This window comes from Methylobacterium sp. R2-1 (genome assembly GCF_014191355.1).
Lineage (GTDB): Bacteria > Pseudomonadota > Alphaproteobacteria > Rhizobiales > Beijerinckiaceae > Methylobacterium.
In genome coordinates, this window is record NZ_JACHWM010000012.1 from 35,486 (window position 1) to 55,069 (window position 19,584).

Below are 19,584 nucleotides of genomic sequence, written 5' to 3' on the forward strand. Positions count from 1 at the left end.
GCCGATCAGGCCCGCGCGCGCAGACCGATCGCGTCCATCTCGGCCTGCTCGCGGGCGGCCTCGGCCGCGCGCTCGGCGGAGCGCTCGCGATCCTCCAAGATCTCGACCTTCTTCAGTTCCTCGAACGCCTCGCCCAGCTCAGCCTTGGCCTCGGCGAGCTGACCTTCCAGGGCGGCGGCCGACTGGCGCATGTTGTCCCGGCGGCCGGTCGCGGCGCGGGCATAGGTCGGGTAGGCGAAATGGGCCGGGTCGGAGATCCCGGCCCGGGCCTCCTCCTGCGCAACTTCGCGGTCGAGCTCGGCCGCCATGCGGTTGAAGTCGGCCATCATCATCTCGATCTGGGCGACCCGGCGGCGCTTCTCGTCCACCTGGAACCGACGCAGCCGGATCAGCGTGTCACGCGATTTCATGTCGGGCCATCCACTCCACGCTACGCTGGAAAGCGGCTTGATCGATGCCACGGCCCTCTCGGACCGTTAACCCGACGCGCTTTCGAAGCCGCCTCACCCGCCGCCGACAATGGCGGCCAACCAAGCGTAACCCTCGCCGATGGAGGTTGCTTCTTCCTTACCCTGCCCCAGAAAAGCCGTCAGATCCGGCATCAAAGCCACCGCCTCGTCCACCTCGGGCGACGAGCCGGCCCGGTAGGCTCCGAGCCGGATCAATTCCTCCATATCGGCATAGGTCGCCAGCACCTTTCGCGCCCGGCGGACCGTCGGGAGGTGGGCCGGGTCGCAGGCCCGCGGCATGGTGCGCGAGACCGAGCGCAGCACGTTGATCGCCGGGTAACGCCCCTGCTCGGCGATGCGCCGCTCCATCACGATATGTCCATCGAGGATGCCGCGCACCGCATCCGCCACCGGCTCGTTGTGGTCGTCGCCCTCCACCAGCACGGTGAACAGCCCGGAGATCGCCCCTTCCCCCGTGCCGGGCCCCGCCCGTTCGAGCAGGCGCGGCAGTTCGGAGAAGACGGTGGGCGTATAGCCCTTGGCGGTGGGCGGCTCGCCGCCGGCGAGCCCGATGTCGCGTTGGGCCATGGCGAATCGGGTGATCGAGTCGATCATGCACAGGACCTGCGCGCCCTGATCGCGAAAGTACTCGGCGATCGCCAGCGTCACGTAGGCGGCGTTGCGGCGCATCAGCACCGGCTCGTCGGAGGTCGCCACCACGACGACCGAGCGGGCGAGACCCGCCGCGCCGAGATCGTCTTGGAGAAACTCCTGCACCTCGCGGCCGCGCTCGCCCACGAGGCCGATCACTGCCACATCGGCGGCGGTGTAGCGGGCGAGCATCGAGAGCAGCACCGACTTGCCGACGCCGGAGCCGGCGAAGATGCCCATGCGCTGCCCACGGCACATGGTGAGAAAGGTGTTGATGCAGCGCACCCCGAGATCGAGCGGCGGCCCGACTCGCCTCCGTCCGTGCGCGGGGGGCGGGTCGGCCCGCAGGGGATAGATCGCAGGGCCCTGGGCCAGGGGTCCTAGCCCGTCAATGGGGCGCCCGAGGGCATCGACGGTGCGTCCGAGCCAGGCGGCGGACGGGCGAATCGCGCCCGCCGCCTCGTCGCGCACCACGGCGGGGCAGCCGCGGCGCACGCCTTCGAGGGAGCCGAACGGCATGGCGAGCGCGCGGTCGCCGGCAAACCCGATCACCTCACACGGAACGGTCGAGGGTCCGGTTGAAGTCGCGGCCCCGCCGCCTTCCTCCACCACCACGTCGATGCGGCCGCCGAGCCGCATGGCGGAGACCGGGCCCGCCACCTCGACCAGGAGACCGCGAATCGCCGTCACCCGGCCGAAGGTTTCCAGGGCCTCGACGGTCGAGAGCGCGGCGAGCGCCGCCGCCAGTCCCCCGGAGCCGCGCTCCTGCGTCATGCGCCCTCGACCCCGTTAACCGCCATCCGCCACCGAACCGGCCGATGTCTTAACATCGCGGGGTCGTCCGCCAAGGCTTCCCGTCGCCGCCCCGGCGCCGTCGCTGCCGGTCCGAAAGAATTGAATAGGCGACGAAAGCTCGCCGTCTCCTTTCGGCAACAGGACCGCCGACTCCAAGGAAATGAAGGGGTTAGCGGTCAGGGCCGATTTTCTGTCCCCCGAAAGCCCATGCGGATGGAGAACAGATCGCCAACCATGGTGAGAATCGGTGCCGGACTCGAAAGAGACAGCGCTTGCAAGCGGGATTCGGCTTTTGTTAACGGTTAAGGAATAGCGTTTCGAAAGTGGGAATGAGGGAGCGTCCGCCGGGGCCGTCGGCGGACGACCGGCGGCGGCTTGTCTCAAGCGCCCCGAAACGGCCTGTCCGGTGGGGATCACGATGCGCGTACTTCTGATCGAGGACGACAGCGCCACGGCGCAGAGCATCGAATTGATGCTCAAGTCCGAGAACTTCAACACCTACACGACCGACCTCGGCGAAGAGGGCGTCGATCTCGGCAAGCTCTACGACTACGACATTATCCTTCTGGATCTGAACCTGCCCGACATGTCGGGCTACGAGGTGCTGCGCTCGCTTCGCGTCGCCAAGGTGAAGACCCCGATCCTAATTCTGTCGGGCATGGCCGGGATCGAGGACAAGGTGAAGGGCCTCGGCTTCGGCGCCGACGATTACCTCACCAAGCCGTTCCACAAGGACGAACTGGTGGCGCGCATCCACGCCATCGTGCGCCGCTCGAAGGGTCATGCCCAGTCGGTCATCACCACCGGCGACCTGATCGTGAACCTCGACCAGAAGACCGTCGAGGTCTCCGGCTCGCGGGTGCACCTCACCGGCAAGGAGTACCAGATGCTGGAACTCCTCTCGCTGCGGAAGGGCACGACGCTCACCAAGGAGATGTTCCTCAACCATCTCTACGGTGGCATGGACGAGCCGGAATTGAAGATCATCGACGTGTTCATCTGCAAGCTGCGCAAGAAGCTGGCGAACGCGTCCGAGGGCAAGAACTACATCGAGACCGTGTGGGGCCGCGGCTACGTGCTGCGCGAGCCGGTTGAGGGCGAGGACCGCATGGCGGTCTGACAGCCGGCCTCATGCCACCCCGCCGACGAACCCCGCTCCGGCGGGGTTCTCTGTTTTCGCAGAGCGATCACTCCTGCGAGCGCGGCCAAGCGGATCGCTCAGCCTTCCTCGCGAAAATACGGCTCGACGGTGCCCTTGAGCTTTACCGTCATCGGGTTGCCGGCCCGGTCGAGCGTCTTGCCGGCTGAGAGGCGGACCCAGCCCTCGCTGACGCAGTATTCCTCGACATTGGTCTTCTCGACGCCCTTGAAGCGAATGCCGACGCCGCGGGCGAGAACCGCCTCGTCGTAGTAGGGGCTGTTCGGGTTCACCGAGAGGCGGTCGGGGAGCGTGTCGGACATGAGTCGTGACTTCCTGGCAATCGAGCGGGCCGGTTACGGCAATCGGAGCGGTCCCGCAACGGCGCGCTCGGCCCTGACCGCAGCGATCAGTTCGTCCACCCGGCCGCTCTGCAGCAGTGGAACCCACCGCATCACCGTCCCGTGCGGAAAGTCCCACCACGCCGCTTCGACCAGCGCCGCAACCGTCGCCTCGTCGAAGCGGCGGCGCACGAGCCGGGCCGGGTTGCCGGCGACCACGGCGTAGGGGGGAACATCGCGCGTGACGACGGCGTGGGCGGCCACCACCGCCCCGTGCCCCACGGTGATTCCCGACAGAATCATGCAGCCCGACCCGAGCCAGACATCGTGGCCGATGGTCACGTCGCCGCGCGAGGCGTGGTAATCCTCAGGCGCCTCTGCCCCCGGCCAGAGCCCGGTCATCGCCGCGAACGGATAGGTCGAAACCCAGTCGAGCCGATGGTCGCCGCCGAGCAGGATCTCGACGCGGTCCGCGATGGAACAATACCGGCCGATCGTCAGCCGCTGCCCGGATTCGGGGAAGCGCACCTTCGGCCTGCCGTAAGAGTATGCGCCGATTGTGAAATTCCAGCGCTTCGCCAGCTTTTCCAAGTGGAGCCGGGTCTCGTTGTGCGGGTTGCGCCCCCGCCTCAGCCGTTGCAACAGATGCCTCAACAGCGCCCCCCGGAAGAAGAGGGTGCGGGCGCGCAAAAACGAGCGGAAGAGGACGGCATCGCCATGGCCGACAATATGTCCGAGGATCTGAAGTCCGGGGCGCTCGTCTACCATCGACTGCCGAAACCCGGAAAGCTCGAGATCCAGGCCACCAAGCCCCTCGGAAACCAGCGCGACCTCGCCCTCGCCTATTCTCCCGGCGTCGCCGCCGCCTGCATGGCGATCCACGACGATCCGCAGGAGGCCGCCACCCTCACCATCCGCCAGAACCTCGTCGCGGTGCTCACGAACGGCACCGCCGTGCTCGGCCTCGGCGATATCGGCCCGCTCGCCTCGAAGCCGGTGATGGAGGGCAAGGCCGTCCTGTTCAAGAAGTTCGCCGGGATCGACGTGTTCGACGTCGAGGTCAACGAGAAGGATGTCGACAAGCTCGTCGACGTGGTCTGTTCCCTGGAGCCAACTTTCGGCGGCATCAATCTCGAGGATATCAAGGCACCCGAGTGCTTCGAGGTCGAGGAGCGCTGCCGGGAACGGATGAACATCCCGGTCTTCCACGACGACCAGCACGGCACGGCGATCATCGTCGCGGCCGCCGTCCTCAACGCCCTGGAACTGGCCGGCAAGCAACTCTCGGACGCCAAGATCGTCACCTCGGGCGCGGGCGCGGCGGCTTTGGCCTGCCTCAACCTGCTCGTCTCCCTCGGCGCCAAGGTCGAGAACATCACGGTCACCGACATCAAGGGCGTGGTCTACAAGGGCCGCGCCGAACTGATGGACCGCTGGAAGGACGTCTACGCGCAGGAGACAGAGGCCCGCACGCTGGCCGAGGTGATCCCCGGCGCCGACGTGTTCATCGGCCTCTCCGCGGGCGGGGTGCTCAAGCCCGAATATCTCGAGAAGATGGCCGAGAAGCCGCTGATCATGGCGCTGGCCAACCCCTATCCCGAGATCATGCCGGATCTCGCCCAGGAGCGGCGGCCCGACGCGATGATCTGCACCGGGCGCTCGGACTTCCCCAATCAGGTCAACAACGTTCTCTGCTTCCCCTACATCTTCCGCGGCGCCCTCGATGTCGGCGCGCACGCGATCAACGAGGAGATGAAGAAGGCCGCAGTGAAGGCGATCGCGGCGCTTGCCCGCGAGACGCCCTCCGACGTGGTGGCCCGCGCCTATGGTGGCGAGGCCCGGCCCTTCGGTCCCCACTCGCTGATCCCGAGCCCGTTCGATCCGCGCCTGATCCTGCGCATCGCGCCTGCGGTGGCCAAGGCGGCGATGGATTCGGGTGTGGCCGGCCGGCCCGTCGAGAACATCGAGGCCTACGCGGAATCGCTCGACCGGTTCGTTCACCGATCCGGCTTCATCATGAAGCCGATCTTCTCCAAGGCGAAGGATAACCCCAAGCGTGTCATCTACGCCGAGGGCGAGGATGAGCGGGTGTTGCGCGCGGCCCAGGTGGTGGTCGAGGACAAGGTGGCCCGGCCCATCCTGGTCGGGCGCCCGCGGGTGATCGAGACCCGCATCAAGCGCTTCGGCCTCGACCTGCGGCAGGGCGAGCATTTCGAGCTGATCGATCCCGAGGACGATCCGCGCTACCGCGCCTACGTCTCGACCTATCTTGAGGTCGCCGGGCGGCGCGGCATCACGCCGGATCTCGCCCGGACGCTGGTGCGCACGAACAGCACGGTGATCGCCGCACTCGCCGTGCGCCGCGGCGAGGCGGACGCCCTGATCTGCGGCCTGGAAGGACGCTTCGAGACCCGTCTGCGCGTCATCCGCGACATCATCGGCCTCTCGCCGGATCTGCTCGACTTCGCCGCGATGAGCCTGATCGTCACGAAGAAGGGCGCCTACTTCCTGGCCGACACCCATGTCCGGCAGAATCCGAGCGCGGAGGAAGTCGCCGACGTTGCGATCGCCTGCGCGGGCCATGTCGGCCGCTTCGGCCTCACGCCGAAAATCGCGCTGCTGAGCCACTCCGATTTCGGCCAATCGGACTCGGAATCAGCGAAGAAGATGCGCCGCGCCCTCGAGCTGATCCATGCCCGCGCACCGGGCCTTCAGGCCGACGGCGAGATGCAGGCGGATTCGGCTCTGTCCGAACTCGTGCGCGACCGGGTGCTGCCGGGGTCGAACTGGAAGGGCGCGGCCAACATCCTCGTCTTCCCGAACCTGGATGCGGCCAACATCGCCTTCCAGTTCGCCAAGGTGCTCGCCGACGCGCTTCCGGTCGGCCCCCTGCTGATCGGCCCGGCCAAGCCGGCACACATCCTCACGCCCTCGGTCACAGCGCGCGGCATCGTCAACGTCACCGCAGCGGCGGTGGTGGAGGCGCAGGCCGGGGCGGCGCAAGAGACGGCACCCGAGGCCGAGCCCGGCGCCGGACCGCTCTCGGAGTAGGCTGCCAGGTTTTGAAGTCCGTCCCTGCCCCGATCAAGGGTGGGTGGGCCTCAAGCTTGGCTGTCATTTTGCATTCAGATCCACGCGTTGAACACGCTTGGAGTCTGCAATGTGCCTTGGTGACGATCCGACCTGTGCCGCCTTCGCCGAGCATCGGCTGCGCTACCGGCGCGACATGGAGCCGGAGCGGCGTGCCTTCCTGAAGAGCAGCTTCGTCGCCACCGGAGGCGCTGCGGCGCTGGCGGCGGGCGGGCTCTCCCTGGTGAGCCCGGCCCTGGCGCAGAGCAGCGCGCGCCGGCTGAAGCAGACGGCCCACTACCACCTGCCGGCCAATGCCGAGACCATCCACTGGGGCTACTTCTCGAAGACTCTCAAACCCCAGGTCGAGATCGAGTCGGGCGACTTCGTCACCATCGAGACGCTGACCCACCACGCCAACGACGACGCCGAGCGGATGGTGACGGGCGATCCCGGCGCCGAGAGCGTGTTCCTCTGGACCAAGGAGAGAAAGGGCGTGCCGCGCCGCGGCGCCGGACCGGAGGATTCCAAGCTCGGCCCCGGCGGCGGGCTCGGGGTCCATATCTGCACCGGCCCGGTGGCGATCCGTGGCGCCGAGCCCGGCGACGTGCTGGAAGTGCGCATCCTCGATGTCGCCCCGCGCCCCTCCGCCAACCCGAAGTTCAAGGGCCGAACGTTCGGCAGCAACGCCGCGGCGTGGTGGGGCTATCACTACAACGACATGCTGGGGGGCAACAAACGCGAGGTCGTCACGATCTACGAGGTCGATGCCAGCGGCGAACGCGACTGGGCCAAGGCCGTCTACAGCTTCCCCTGGCCGGGCGTCACCGATCCGGACGGCCGTGAGCACCCGACGATCGACTATCCGGGCCTACCGGTCGATCACACCAAGACCAAGCGCAGCTTCGACGTGCTGAAGGGCATCCGCGTGCCGATCCGCCCTCATTTCGGCACGATGGGGCTGGCGCCGTCCGAGGCGGACATGGTGAACTCGATCCCGCCGAGCTACACTGGCGGCAACATCGACAATTGGCGCATCGGCAAGGGTGCCACGATGTATTACCCCGTCGCCGTGCCCGGCGCGCTGTTCTCGGTGGGGGATCCCCACGCGAGCCAGGGTGATTCGGAACTCTGCGGCACGGCGATCGAGTGCTCGCTCACCGGCACCTTCCAGTTCATCCTTCACAAGAAGGCCGAGCTCGCCGGCACCTCGCTGGAGGCCCTCGACTTCCCGATGATCGAGACGAGCGACGATTGGGTGCTCTCGGGCTTCAGCTACCCGAACTACCTGAAGGATCTCGGGCCGGACGCGCAGAACGCGATCTTCCAGAAGTCCTCCCTCGACCTCGCCATGCGCGACGCCTTCCGCAAGATGCGCCAGTTCTTGATGCAGGCGAAGGGACTGACCGAGGACGAGGCGATCTCGCTGATGTCGGTGGCCGTCGATTTCGGCATCACCCAGGTGGTGGACGGCAACTGGGGCGTCCACGCGATCGTCAAGAAGGCGATTTTTTTGGAGAGGTCGGCCTGAGGCCAAAGAGACCGCGCGGCACTGGCTCAGCGCCGCGCGGCCGTCATATCTCCCGGATCTTCTCCTCGATCCGCTTGGCCTCCGCCTCGTCCACCTGCACGGGCCGCCCGCTATCGTCGGGGATACCCTCGCCGGTCTGGGCGATGGTGGTGTCGCGGGGCCGGGAATTGGGGCCGGTGGAGTCGGGGCGTTCCTCGCGCCTCTGGCGGTCGTCGTCACTCATGATGGCAATCCTGCTCGAGTCCGTCGTCGGAGGAACGCCCGCGGCCGCCTCGGTTTCCCCGAATGACTGAGCAGGGATTCAGACCGCCGGCCACCCCTCCCCTTTCGCCAGCAGCCGTGCGGAAAAATGGCCGCCGGGGAACACGGCCGCCACGCCGGGCCACTTGAGGCGCAGGTCCCAGGCCCGCAGCTCGGCGTAGCGCAGGTGCAGCACCCGGCCGTTGTCCAAGCGGGAGACGAAGCAGCGCTCGAACGCGAGAAGTTGCGTCGGCATAGGCGGGTGCGGGCCGGAGCTCGTGTCGATTTCCAGAGCGAGCGCCGCCTGCGCACCCGCCTCGAAGGCGCGGAACGCGTCGAGCAGGGCGTCGTACTCGACGCCGTCGACGCAGAGCTGGAGGCAGAAGCGCGGCGCGAAATCCGCCGCGCGGTCGAGCGGGCTGTCACGCAGCAGCGTCAGGGCAAAGCGCCCGCCCTCGGCGTCGGGCAGGGTGAGGGTATGATCCTCCGCCACGCCGTCGAGCGCCCGCAGGCGGTCGGGCTCGATCGGCGAGGGTGCCGCCTCGCGCCCTTCCGCCCGGCCGTCGGTGCGGAAATGCAGGAGCGGGTTGATTCCGGCCGCAACCACGTCGGGGTAGCGGGCGAGATAGAGGCTGGTGCTGAAGCCGGGGCTCGGGTCGAGGCCCTGTGCCGCGCCAACCTGCTGGTAGTGGCGCAGGGGATCGAGTCGGGTCCGGCCGCTCTGTCGACGGTAGAAGGCCGTATCGAAATCCGCGCTCGGATTGCGGTCCCGGCGGGCGCCGAACCACGCGTAGTGCAGGAACGGGTCGAGGCCGCTGCGCGCCACGCCCGGATTGCGCTCGCGGTAATAGGCGGCATCGAACAGTTTCGGGACGCGGCCGATCGCGGCGCGGCGCAGGAGCCCGGTGGCGAAACCAACCAGGCGGGCGACGGGGGATGCACTCATGCGACGACCTGCACCTCGCACAGCGCCCGGATCTCAGCCGCGAAGGTCTCGGCGTCGCAATCCTCGGCGATGTTCCGGCTCCCCTCCTCCCGAATCGCATCCCACAGGGCGGCATCCTCGTGAAGCGCCACCAATGCCTCGGCGAAGGGCTTCGGATCGCGCCAGTCGCGCACGAGGAAGCCGGCGCCGTCCGCCCAGCCGACCTGATCGGCGAGGATCGGCGTGACGACGCAGGGCAGGCCGCGCGCCACCGCCTCGTGGACCTTGTGCGGGATGCCGGCGGCGAAGCGCGTCGGCGCCAGGAAGACGCGGGCCGCGTCGAGATAGGGCTCGGTCTGCGGCACCCGGCCGGTGACACGCACGCCCGGCTGCACCGCGTAGCGCTCGCGGATCTCGGGCGCGATCCCGCCGACGATCGTCAGCACCGCCTCCGGCAGCCGTGCGCGCACGAGGGGCCAGACATTCTCGAAGAACCAGTCCAGGGAATCGACGTTAGGCTGACCCTCGCGGGCGAGCGCGCCGACGAAGACGAAACCCGCGCGCCCGGCAAAATTCGGCGTCGGCGCCTCGGGCCGGGTCAGCGCGTGGCCGAGCACGGTGGCGTTGCAGGCGCTGTAGGGGGCGAGCACTCGCGCCTCGGCCGGCGAGACGCAGACCACCGCGTCGGCGAGCCCGAACAGGCGCGTCTCGCGCTCCGCCTGCCACGCCAGATCGGCGGCCACCGCGCTGCCCCCGGTCGCGGCCTCCGTCACGAAGTCGCGCAACGCGAACAGGGCCTCGGAGTCGAAGATCACCTTCGAGCGCACGAAGCCGCGCGGATCGAGCCCGGCGGCGTGGAGCGCCTGCGTGACGAACAGGATGTTGTGCGGGCGGCTGACCCAGAGCACGTCGTAATGGTCGCGCCGCTCGGCGATCAGGCGGGCGAAGCCGCCGTCGCCGCTGGCATAAGCGATCTCAATGCGCTCATCGAGATCGCGGTAGCGCCGCGCCTCCTCGGCATCCGCCTCATAGTTCGGGAAGAAGGTCACCGCGTAGCCGAGACCCGCCATGGCGTTGAGGATGGCATTGGCCCGCGGCAGTCCGGCGCCGAGATCCAGATGCGGCACCCGGTCATCGACGTAGAGCACCCGCAGGCGCCAGGGATCGTGGTCGAGGAGGCCGGTGCCGCGCGGCTGCGGACCCTGCGCGAACAGGCTCGAGCGGTGACGGTCGAGGAAGCGGGCGCGGTTTCGGTCGAGCAGCGCCTCCACGTCCTCGCGACGGGCGCTGGTGGCGTTCTCGTAATGGATCGCGGTGGCCCGCGGCTGCACGATCACCCGCCGCCCGGCCTGATGGCAGCGCAGGCAGAGATCGGTGTCCTCGTAATAGGCCGGCGCGAAGAGCGGATCGAAGCCGCCGAGGGTTTCGAACAGGGCCCGCTCGATCATCAGCACGGCGCCCGAGACGTAGCCGACATCGCGGGTCGCGGCGTGCTCGGGGGCGAAGGGGTCGGCGTTGCCGCGTCCGAACGGGTGGGTGAGTTGCGCGTCGTCGCGAAAGCCCGCGCCGGATTCCTGCAGCACGCCGCCGGGGAAGACGAGGCGGGCGCCGACGATGCCGGCGCCCTCGTGATCGCGGAAGGTCGCGACCATCGCCGCCAGCGCGCCGGGCAACAGATCGACATCGGGGTTGAGGAACAGGAGGAAGCGGCCCCGTGCCCGCGCCGCGCCGGCATTGCAGGCCGGCCCGAAGCCGGTGTTGGTCGCGTTCTCGATCAGCGTCACCCCGTCGAGATGCGGGTAGAGGGCGCGGGTCTCCGGCGCCGAGGCGTTGTCGACCAGCACGACCTCGAAGGTGACGCCCGCCAGCCCCTGACCAGCGCAGAGGCGGTAGAGGGTGAGCGCCAGGAGATGGCGGGCATCGCGGGCGACGATGACGATGGAGACATCCGGATCGGGCTGGGGCGCGAAAGCCAGGCGCACGCCGTTGCGCTGGATCGCGTCGAAGATGAGCGCGGCCTCGGCGAGCGCCGCGCGGCGGCCGGTGCCGGGATCGACGGTGTCGAGCAGGTGAACGGCGGGGGTCTCGCTCATAGGTTACGCTGCGCCCTCCGGCAGGATGATCCGGCCGATCCCGTCATCGGTGAGGAACAGGAGGCACCCGCTCGCCGGGGACATGGCCGCCGCGCGGAAGGACAGGCTCACGGGCAGCGGCGCAGGCAGGCGTCCGGTGAGGTTGGCATAGGTGTCGATCTCGCGCCGGTGGAGGGGCGTGACCCGCTCCAGGCGCAGTTCGGAAGCGCCCTCTCCCGCGATCAGGAAGGCGGCCGCCGGATGGGTGCCGTTGACGAGCACGCCGGGCAGAAGGGTTTCGATCTCGAGGCGATCCCCTGCGCTACCGACCATGCGGCCTTCCGTTTCCCAATCCGCCTGCATCCGGGCGAAAGCGCGGGCGAGCGCCACGCGGGTTGCAGGGGGCAACTTTCTGTCGCGCACCCATTCGGGCGACAGGGCGACATCGAGCGCGCCAAGATCGGGCGGATCACCGACGGCCGACGCCTCCGCACGGGCGAACCAGCGCTGACGCAGTGGCGCGTAGACCGCCGCCGTGCCCCGTCCGGGTCGCCGCTCGGTGGCGACCAGAACGCCGAGATCGGGATCGGCGGCGGTCCGGGAGTTTGCGGAGGTTTCGCAAGTCAGGGCGAGGCCGCCGCCCTGGATGACGATCGACACCGCATCCAGATTGGTTCCCCGTCTCCCCGCACGCACGGAGAGGGCTTCGGCACCCCTGTCGTCGCCGAAGTGAGGCGGCAGCCGAGGGTCAGGGGGGATAGACGGATGGGTCTCCACTTGAACCACCCCGTCGCCCGCGCTTCCCCTCGTCGCACCGACGACAAGGTCGTCGCGACCCTCTCCCCGCATGCGGGGAGAGGGGGACGTACGGTCACGTTCGTGCCTTTCCAGAAGGCCGATCAGCTCCGCCTCCGCCGCCTGTGCGGTCGTGGCGTAGCGCGTGAAGAGCGCCTCGCTCGCCCGGCTCAGCCGCGCCAGGGCCTCGGCATCGCGCGAGACCGCCAGCACCGCCTCCTTCACGGCCTCCGCGTCGCGGCAGCGGTGGGCCGGCACGACCGGCTCGAAGCCTTCGAGGCCGATTTCGGTGCCGATCACCGGACGGCCGAAGGAGAGCGCCTCTCCGACCTTCATCTTGAGCCCTGAACCCATCAGCATCGGCGCCACGACGAGGTCGGCCTGCGCGTAGAAATCCTCGAGCCGGTCGAGATAGCCGAGCAGCCGCACGCCGGGCCCTTCTACGCCGGGCAGGCTGCGGCAGATCTCGCCGGCGATGACGAGTTCCGGCCGATCCGGGGTCCAACCGTCGCGCCAAGTGCGGATGAAGCGGCCGATGGAGAACAGGTTCGGGTCGTTGCCGTGGCCGAGGAAGCCGATGCGCGCCACCCGCTCCGGCATGGCGAAGGGCTTTTGGGCCGGGAAATGCGGCGGCAACAGCAGGACGCGGCTGTCGGTCAGGCCCGCGAAATAGGCGGCTTCCGCCGCCTGGATCGCCAGCACGACGTCGGCACGGGCGAGCCCCGCCGCCTCGCCGGCCGCGTCGGTGTAGAAGAAGTTCGGCTCGGCGCGGAACGGACGGTACTGGTTCTGGCGGCCGGCGAAGCGGTCATGCGTGTCGATCAGCGTCAGGACGCCCGGCAGAACCCCCTCCAGGGCGCGCGACAGGAAGACGTAGTTCACCAGCACGGCGCCCGTCTCAGGATAGGCGGAGCAGTACCACGCCATGAAGTCGCCGACCTCGTCGGGGCACCATTCGTCGATCCCGAACGCGGTGGAGCGCGTCTTGAGCGGGATGACCGTGCGGGCCTCGATCAGGAAGACGTTCCGGAACGTCCGCTCCATCTCCAAGAGATCGGTCGGCGGGTGCTGACCGAAGCGGCGATAGATCTGATCCTCGTGGGCGTAATAGGCGAGATCGATGGCGAAGCCGCCGCGGGTCAGCGCCTCGCAGGTGGCGACCAGCCGGCGCCGGTTGCCGGCGCTCACGGGCGCTGCCGGCATCGGCGCGAGAACAAGAATCGCGGGCTTTTCCACGCTGTCGGGCGGCATCAGGAGGCCCATGTCGTCAGTGCTGTGAAGCCATGGGCGTAGAGCGCGAAAGAGCGCTCGGGCAGACCCTCGGGCGCCGCGCCCCAGACGGGTTCGAGCGTGAGGCGCTGGCGCGGGTGCTTCCCGAAGCGCAATCGTGCCCCGGCAACCTGCGCACAGCCCCAGCCCGCGCCAACTCGAAACAGCAGGCCATGCGGAACCGCGCTGCCACCGAGCGACCAGCCGCCGTCGTCATGCGCAAGATCCGGCGCATCCTCGGCGACCGGCAGCGCGATGACCGCCGCCTCGACGAGGCCGAACAGGCGTCCGAGCGGCCCGAGCCCCGCCCTGCCCGCCGAGAGCAACGCCCGCGCGAGCAAGGTCCGCTCGGCCGAGGGCAGAACATCGCTCGCAGCCGGCTCGGGCCGCACCACGAGGTCGCGGAAATGCGTGGCGAGGCTGACGCCCTCGCGCAGCGCGGCGCTTTCCGCTTCGAGCGCCAGCAGGCAGATGGGCCCGTCCGGCGCCCCCGCTTCAAGACCGGAAAAGACCCAGGTGACCAGCCGCACAGTCTCGGGCGCCGCGATATGCAGCGGGATCGGCAGTGAGGGTGGCAGCGGGAAGCGCAGCAGGCAGGCGCCTGGCGCGGCTTCAATAAGCTGGCCCGGCACCGACGCAGAGGCACCATTCGAGCTCTCGAAGAGTGCGGCCCCGTTCATGCCACCGGAAATCCCGCTGGGAGAAACCAGCGAACTCCGGCCCACTTCGTCATCACGCGTTTGCCAGCGCCGAGAGGATCCGCGCCCAGGAGCGCGTGCCCTTGTGGAAGCTCGTCAGCTCGTACTTCTCGTTGGGCGAATGGATGCGGTCGTCGTCGAGGCCGAAGCCGATCAGCAGCGTGTCGAGGCCGAGGATGCGCTTGAAGTCGCCGACGATCGGGATCGAGCCGCCGGCTCCGACCGCCACGGCCTCGCGGCCCCACTCGGCCGAAAGCGCGGCCTGGGCGGCGGCGAGTTGCGGCATGTCATAAGGCAGTGCCACCGCCCGGGAGCCCTTGTAGCAGATGACTTCGACCGAGCAGTCGGAGGGCACGCGCTCGCGCACGAAGGCTTCGAAGGTTTTGGAAAGCTGCTCCGGGTCCTGATCGTCCACGAGGCGGAACGAGACCTTGGCCGAGGCCTGGGAGGCGATGACGGTCTTCGTCCCCTCCCCGGTGTAGCCACCGATGATGCCGTTCACGTCGCAGGCCGGACGCGACTGGATCAGCTCGATCGGAAGGCGTCCGCGCTCGCCAGCGGGTTGCTTCAGGCCGATCGGCCTGAGAAACTTTTCGGGGGTCAGGCGGAGCGAGCGCCACTGCTCCAGCCGTTCGGGCGGGGGCTCGCGCACGCCGTCGTAGAAGCCCGGCAAGGTCACGCGGCCGCCGGCATCGTGCAGGTCGGCGATAATCCGCGAGAGCACGTGGATCGGGTTCGCCGCCGCCCCGCCGAAGAACCCGGAATGGAGGTCGCGGTCGGCGCAGGTCACCTTCACCTCGTAATAGGCGAGCCCGCGCAGCGAGGTCGTGATCTGCGGCGTCTCACGATCCCACATGCCGGTGTCGCAGACGAGCGCCACATCCGCCTTGAGCCGGTCACGGTTGGCCTCGACCCATTCGGGCAGCCCCTGCGAGCCGTTCTCCTCGGCACCCTCGATCAGGATGGTGACGCCGACGGGTAGGTCGCCGTTCATGGCGAGATGCGCCCGGCACGCCTCGACGAAGGTCATCACCTGACCCTTGTCGTCGGAGGCGCCGCGGGCGACGATTCTTCTGGAGTCTCCCGTTCCGTCGAGGCGCGGCTCGAAGGGCGGCGTCTGCCAGAGCTTCAGCGGATCGACCGGCTGCACGTCGTAATGGCCGTAGAACAGCACGTGCGGCGCCCCCGGCTTCGGGCGGTGCGCCAGCACGACGGGATGCAGCGAGGTCTCCTCGACGCTGGTCTCGAAACCGAGCGCGGTCAGGTTTCCTTCGAGCCACTGCGCCGCCTCGCGGCAATGTCCGGCATAGGCGGAATCCGTCGAGATCGAGGGGATGCGCAGCCACGCGAACAGCCGCTCCAGGCTGTTGTCCAGATCGCGGTCGATGTCGTTGAGGACGGGGTCGAGTGCGTCGGCCATGGCGGCTCCTCGAAGTCGGCGTGCGCGGGAAGCGTTAGCCGAGCTTCTCGCCCCGCGGAACCCCGCCCTGCCGGGTAGCGCGTCCCCGCGCATCGCCGGTCCGTGATGGCGCGGTGCCGCCCCTCCACAGGGCGAGCGGAACAGGGCCACCTTGGAATGGTTATCGACACGACCCGGTGCGGGCCCCCGAGCCCGCGCCCTTCCAAGACGCGCTCCCTGCCCGGCCCTCGCGACACCAACGGTGCCGCGTTTCGTCCGTGCCGGGCCCGCGCCTCATCACGGATGTAACCATGCTCATCGACAGCGGTTCGCCCGGCGCGGTCGGGACAATCGGCATCACGCTCACCATCAACGGCGAGCGGCGCGCGCTTCAGGTGGCGCCCTGGACCACGCTGCTCGACCTCCTGCGCGAGCGCCTCGACCTCACCGGCACCAAGAAGGGCTGCGACCACGGCCAGTGCGGCGCCTGCACCGTGCTGGTGAACGGCACGCGCATCAATTCCTGCCTCACGCTCGCGGTGATGAAGGACGGCGCCGAAATCACCACCGTCGAGGGGCTGGCCGGGCTCGTCCAGCGCGAGGGCAAGAACAGCCTTCACCCGATCCAGGAAGCCTTCGTTGAGCACGACGCATTCCAGTGCGGCTACTGCACGCCGGGCCAGCTCTGCTCCTCGGTCGGCCTGATCAACGAGGGTCACGCCAAGACCCGCGACGAGATCCGCGAGGCGATGAGCGGCAACATCTGCCGCTGCGGCGCCTACACCAACATCGTCGATGCCATCGAAGAGGTGATGCAGCAGGGAGGGGCTCAATGAACCGCTTCGATTATGTTCGTCCCAACACGGTGGCGGAGGCGATCCAGGCGCTGGGCAGCGATCCGGCGGCCCGCTTCATCGCCGGCGGCACCAACCTCATCGACCTGATGAAGTACGATGTCGAGCGGCCGGGCAAGCTCATCGACATCACCCGCCTACCGCTCGGCGAAATCGAGGAACGCGACGGGGGTCTGCGCATCGGCGCGCTCGTGACCAATGCGACGGTCGCCTACGATGCCCGCATCCGCGAGCGCTACCCGTTGCTCGCTGACGCGATCCTGGCCGGCGCCTCGGCGCAACTGCGCAACGCGGCCTCCACCGGCGGCAACCTGCTGCAGCGAACCCGCTGCTACTACTTCTACGATACAGCCACGCCCTGCAACAAGCGCGAGCCCGGCTCCGGTTGCTCGGCCATCGGCGGCGTCGATCGCATCCACGCCATCCTCGGCACCAGCGAGCACTGCATCGCCACCCACCCCTCCGACATGTGCGTGGCGCTCGCGGCGTTGGAAGCAACCGTGCAGGTGAGCGGGCCGCAGGGCGACCGCGCGATCCCGTTCAGCGACTTCCACCGCCTGCCCGGCGACAATCCGGCCAAGGACACCAACCTCGCGCCCGGCGAGATCATCGTCGCCATCGACCTTCCGGCCAACGGCTTTGCCGGCCACCACACCTACCTGAAGCTGCGCGACCGACTCTCCTACGCCTTCGCCCTGGTCTCGGTCGCCGCCGCACTCGAACTCGACGGGCCAACGATCCGCACCGCCCGCCTCGCGCTCGGCGGCGTCGCCCACAAGCCCTGGCGCAACAGAGAGGCCGAGGCGCTTCTCCAGGGCAAGCCCGCGACCCGTGAGAGCTTCAAGGCGGCCGCCGACCTCATCCTGCGCGAGGCCAAGCCGCAATCGACCAACGGCTTCAAGATCGAGCTGGCGCGCCGCGCCATCGTCCGCGGCCTGGAGCAGGCCGCCGCCGGCACGCCCCAGTCCCAGTCAGACAAGCGCATCCAGTAAGGAGCCGCCCATGACCGTCCAGTTCAGTCCGGCGGCCGGCCGCGACCGGTTCGTCGGCAGCGCCGTCAGCCGCGTCGACGGCCCGGCCAAGGTGACCGGCCTCGCCAAATATGCCGGTGAGTTCGCCGCCCCCGACCTCGCCTACGGCGTGGTCGTGTCGAGCGCTATTGCCAAGGGCAGCATCCGGAGCATCGACGCCTCCGCCGCGGAGGCGGTGCCCGGTGTCGTCAAGGTGATCACCCACGAGAACCGCCCGGCCACCTCCGACAAGCCGGAGGACTATCAGGACGCGGTGGCACCGCCCGGCGCGCCGTTCCAGGCGCTGGCAAGCAGCCGGATTGTCTTCTCCGGCCAGCCGGTGGCCCTCGTGGTTGCCGAGGATTTCGAGACGGCGCGCTACGCCGCCTCGCTGGTGCGGGTCGATTACGGGGTCGTGGCGCCGCGCACCGACCTCGAAGCGCAGGCGCCGGAGGCGTTCGACCCGCCGATGAAGCGGGCCGGCATCAAGCCGCCGCCGGAGCCGTGGGGCGACGCTTCGACGGGGTTCGACACGGCCGAGATCCGCGTCAAAGGCCAGTACCGGATGGCCGACGAGCACCACAACCCGATGGAGCCGCACGCCTCCACCGTGGTCGTGGAGAAGGACGGCACCTACACCGTCTACGACAAGATCCAAGGCGTTTCGAACACCCACGACTACATCGCCGGCGCCTTCGGCCTGAAGCCGGAACAGGTACGGGTGCTGAACCCCTATCTCGGCGGCGGCTTCGGCTCGGGCCTGCGCCCGCAATACCAGCTCTTCCTGGCGATGCTGGCGGCGAAGGATCTCGGCCGCTCGGTGCGGGTGACGCTGACCCGCGACCAGATGTGGTCCTTCACCTACCGCTCGGAGGCGCTCCAGACCGTCTCGCTGGGCGCCGACCGCTCGGGCAAACTCACCGCACTCAAGCACGACGCGGTGCAGGGCACCTCGGCCTACGAGGATTACCAGGAGGTCGTCGTCAACTGGTCGGGTGTGCTTTACGACTGTGACAACGTCGCGCTCACCTACAGCCTCGCCAAGCTCGACACCCCGACCCCCGGCGACATGCGCGCGCCCGGCGCCGTGACCGGCGTCTACGCCATCGAGACGGCGATGGACGAACTGGCCTACGCCACCGGCCAGGATCCGATTGCGCTCCGCTTGAAGAACTACACCGAGAGCGATCCGACCGAGGACAAGCCGTTCGGCTCCAAGGCGCTCAAGGACTGCTTCCGCCAGGGCGCCGAGCGCTTCGGCTGGAGCCGGCGCAACCCGCAGCCGCGCTCCATGCGCGAGGGCCGGGAACTCGTCGGCTGGGGCATGGCGACCGGCATCTGGGAATCGATGATGATGCAGTCGAGTGCGCATGCCGTGCTCACCGCGGACGGCCGGTTGGAGGTTGGCAACCAGACGGGCGATCTCGGCACCGGCACCTACACGATCCTGACGCAGATCGCCGCCGACACGCTGGGCCTGCCGCTCGATCACGTCACGACCAAGCTCGGCGACACGAAGCTCGCCAAGGCGCCCGTTGCGGGCGGCTCGTGGACGGCGGCCTCCTCCGGCACCGCCGTGATGAAGGCCTGCCGCGACATCGCCGAGCAGGCGTTCAAGCTGGCCCGCGGCCTGGAGAACTCACCGCTGGCCAACGCCGATTTCGAGCGGGTGGTGTTCTCGAACGGCCGCATCGAGGTGGCGGGCGATCCCTCAAAGAGCGTGGCGCTGGCCGACGTCCTGAAGGCGACCGGCACCGAGAAGCTGGAAGCGACCGGCGAGGCCGCTCCCGACAAGGACTTCGCCCAGCAATACGAGGCCTATACGCACTCGGCGATCTTCGCGGAGGTCAAGATCGACGAGGAACTCGGGCAGGTGCGCTGCACCCGCGTGGTCTCGGCGATCGCGGCGGGCAAGATCATCAACCTGAAGACCGCCCGCAGCCAGATCCTCGGCGGCATCGTCATGGGCATCGGCTCGGCGCTGCACGAGGAATCGATGCTCGACCACCGCATCGGCCGGTTCATGAATCACAATCTCGGCGAGTACCACGTGCCGGTTCATGCCGACATCCACGACCTCGATGTGATTTTCGTGGACGAGGAGGACAAGGCGAACCCGCTCGGCGTGAAGGGCCTGGGCGAGATCGGCATCGTCGGCGTGGCGGCGGCCATCGCAAACGCGGTGTACCACGCCACCGGCAAGCGCATCCGCCACCTGCCGATCACACCCGACAAGATTTTGGGCGACGACTGAGCCTCGCCACTGCCTCGAAACAGAGACCCCGCCGGCCCGATGCCGGCGGAGCGTTCTTTGGGAAAGCCGGCTCCGGCGGCTCGCACAAGACCTG

Annotated in this window: 16 protein-coding genes; 6 read left to right on the top strand and 10 right to left on the bottom strand. The window is 68.8% G+C overall.

Annotated features, from left to right (window positions below; genetic code table 11):
- Positions 1–5: 5 nt before the first annotated feature.
- Positions 6–410 carry a flagellar export protein FliJ gene (fliJ, locus tag FHU13_RS17035; protein WP_012452679.1) on the bottom strand — a complete coding sequence of 135 codons (405 nt, stop codon included), beginning with the start codon at positions 408–410 and terminating at the stop codon, positions 6–8.
- Between the two features lie 93 nt (positions 411–503).
- Complete coding sequence (gene fliI / locus FHU13_RS17040) at positions 504–1,874, bottom strand: flagellar protein export ATPase FliI (RefSeq protein ID WP_183437055.1); 1,371 nt, start codon at positions 1,872–1,874, stop codon at positions 504–506.
- 439 nt (positions 1,875–2,313) lie between these two features.
- On the opposite strand from fliI, the gene ctrA reads away from it, so the two are divergent.
- Positions 2,314–3,015: a response regulator transcription factor CtrA gene (ctrA, locus tag FHU13_RS17045; protein WP_012452681.1), complete on the top strand. Its 702-nt coding sequence runs from the start codon at positions 2,314–2,316 to the stop codon at positions 3,013–3,015.
- 98 nt (positions 3,016–3,113) lie between these two features.
- Here ctrA and FHU13_RS17050 read toward each other — a convergent pair whose 3' ends face one another.
- Positions 3,114–3,356 (bottom strand): DUF3297 family protein, encoded by a 243-nt coding sequence (locus tag FHU13_RS17050; RefSeq protein WP_183437056.1) that lies wholly within the window; start codon positions 3,354–3,356, stop codon positions 3,114–3,116.
- 33 nt (positions 3,357–3,389) lie between these two features.
- Complete coding sequence (locus FHU13_RS17055; protein ID WP_183437225.1) at positions 3,390–4,016, bottom strand: CatB-related O-acetyltransferase; 627 nt, start codon at positions 4,014–4,016, stop codon at positions 3,390–3,392.
- Between the two features lie 75 nt (positions 4,017–4,091).
- Between FHU13_RS17055 and FHU13_RS17060 the strand changes: the two genes are divergently transcribed.
- Both FHU13_RS17060 and FHU13_RS17065 read left to right on the top strand, forming a co-directional pair.
- Complete coding sequence (locus FHU13_RS17060; protein ID WP_246714720.1) at positions 4,092–6,425, top strand: NADP-dependent malic enzyme; 2,334 nt, start codon at positions 4,092–4,094, stop codon at positions 6,423–6,425.
- A 109-nt stretch (positions 6,426–6,534) separates the two neighbouring features.
- Positions 6,535–7,974 carry an acetamidase/formamidase family protein gene (locus tag FHU13_RS17065; RefSeq protein WP_183437058.1) on the top strand — a complete coding sequence of 480 codons (1,440 nt, stop codon included), beginning with the start codon at positions 6,535–6,537 and terminating at the stop codon, positions 7,972–7,974.
- A 43-nt stretch (positions 7,975–8,017) separates the two neighbouring features.
- On the opposite strand, the gene FHU13_RS17070 is transcribed toward FHU13_RS17065, so the two are convergent.
- The 6 genes from FHU13_RS17070 to FHU13_RS17095 form a co-directional block, all read right to left on the bottom strand.
- On the bottom strand, positions 8,018–8,197 hold the full coding sequence (locus tag FHU13_RS17070; protein ID WP_183437060.1) for a hypothetical protein: 180 nt from the start codon (positions 8,195–8,197) through the stop codon (positions 8,018–8,020).
- 78 nt (positions 8,198–8,275) lie between these two features.
- The gene (locus FHU13_RS17075) at positions 8,276–9,160 is read right to left on the bottom strand and encodes a hypothetical protein (RefSeq protein WP_183437061.1); all 885 of its coding nucleotides are present in this window, start codon (positions 9,158–9,160) and stop codon (positions 8,276–8,278) included.
- Complete coding sequence (locus FHU13_RS17080) at positions 9,157–11,232, bottom strand: glycosyltransferase (RefSeq protein ID WP_183437062.1); 2,076 nt, start codon at positions 11,230–11,232, stop codon at positions 9,157–9,159. Before FHU13_RS17080 ends, FHU13_RS17075 begins: the two co-directional genes overlap by 4 nt.
- Before the next feature lie 3 nt (positions 11,233–11,235).
- The gene (locus FHU13_RS17085; protein WP_183437063.1) at positions 11,236–13,257 is read right to left on the bottom strand and encodes a glycosyltransferase; all 2,022 of its coding nucleotides are present in this window, start codon (positions 13,255–13,257) and stop codon (positions 11,236–11,238) included.
- On the bottom strand, positions 13,257–13,955 hold the full coding sequence (locus FHU13_RS17090; RefSeq protein ID WP_183437064.1) for a hypothetical protein: 699 nt from the start codon (positions 13,953–13,955) through the stop codon (positions 13,257–13,259). Before FHU13_RS17090 ends, FHU13_RS17085 begins: the two co-directional genes overlap by 1 nt.
- A gap of 52 nt (positions 13,956–14,007) precedes the next feature.
- The gene (locus FHU13_RS17095) at positions 14,008–15,393 is read right to left on the bottom strand and encodes a M20/M25/M40 family metallo-hydrolase (protein WP_183437065.1); all 1,386 of its coding nucleotides are present in this window, start codon (positions 15,391–15,393) and stop codon (positions 14,008–14,010) included.
- A gap of 290 nt (positions 15,394–15,683) precedes the next feature.
- Between FHU13_RS17095 and FHU13_RS17100 the strand changes: the two genes are divergently transcribed.
- From FHU13_RS17100 to FHU13_RS17110, 3 genes are read left to right on the top strand one after another with little or no spacing between them, the layout of a single operon-like run.
- Entirely contained in the window at positions 15,684–16,208 is a 525-nt protein-coding gene (locus FHU13_RS17100; protein WP_183437066.1) for a (2Fe-2S)-binding protein, read from the top strand.
- Positions 16,205–17,218: an FAD binding domain-containing protein gene (locus tag FHU13_RS17105; RefSeq protein WP_183437067.1), complete on the top strand. Its 1,014-nt coding sequence runs from the start codon at positions 16,205–16,207 to the stop codon at positions 17,216–17,218. The genes FHU13_RS17100 and FHU13_RS17105 overlap by 4 nt, the downstream gene beginning before the upstream one ends.
- Positions 17,219–17,228: 10 nt before the next feature.
- A complete protein-coding gene (locus FHU13_RS17110) occupies positions 17,229–19,490 on the top strand; it encodes a xanthine dehydrogenase family protein molybdopterin-binding subunit (RefSeq protein WP_183437068.1) in 2,262 nt (753 codons plus the stop codon).
- Positions 19,491–19,584 lie beyond the last annotated feature (94 nt).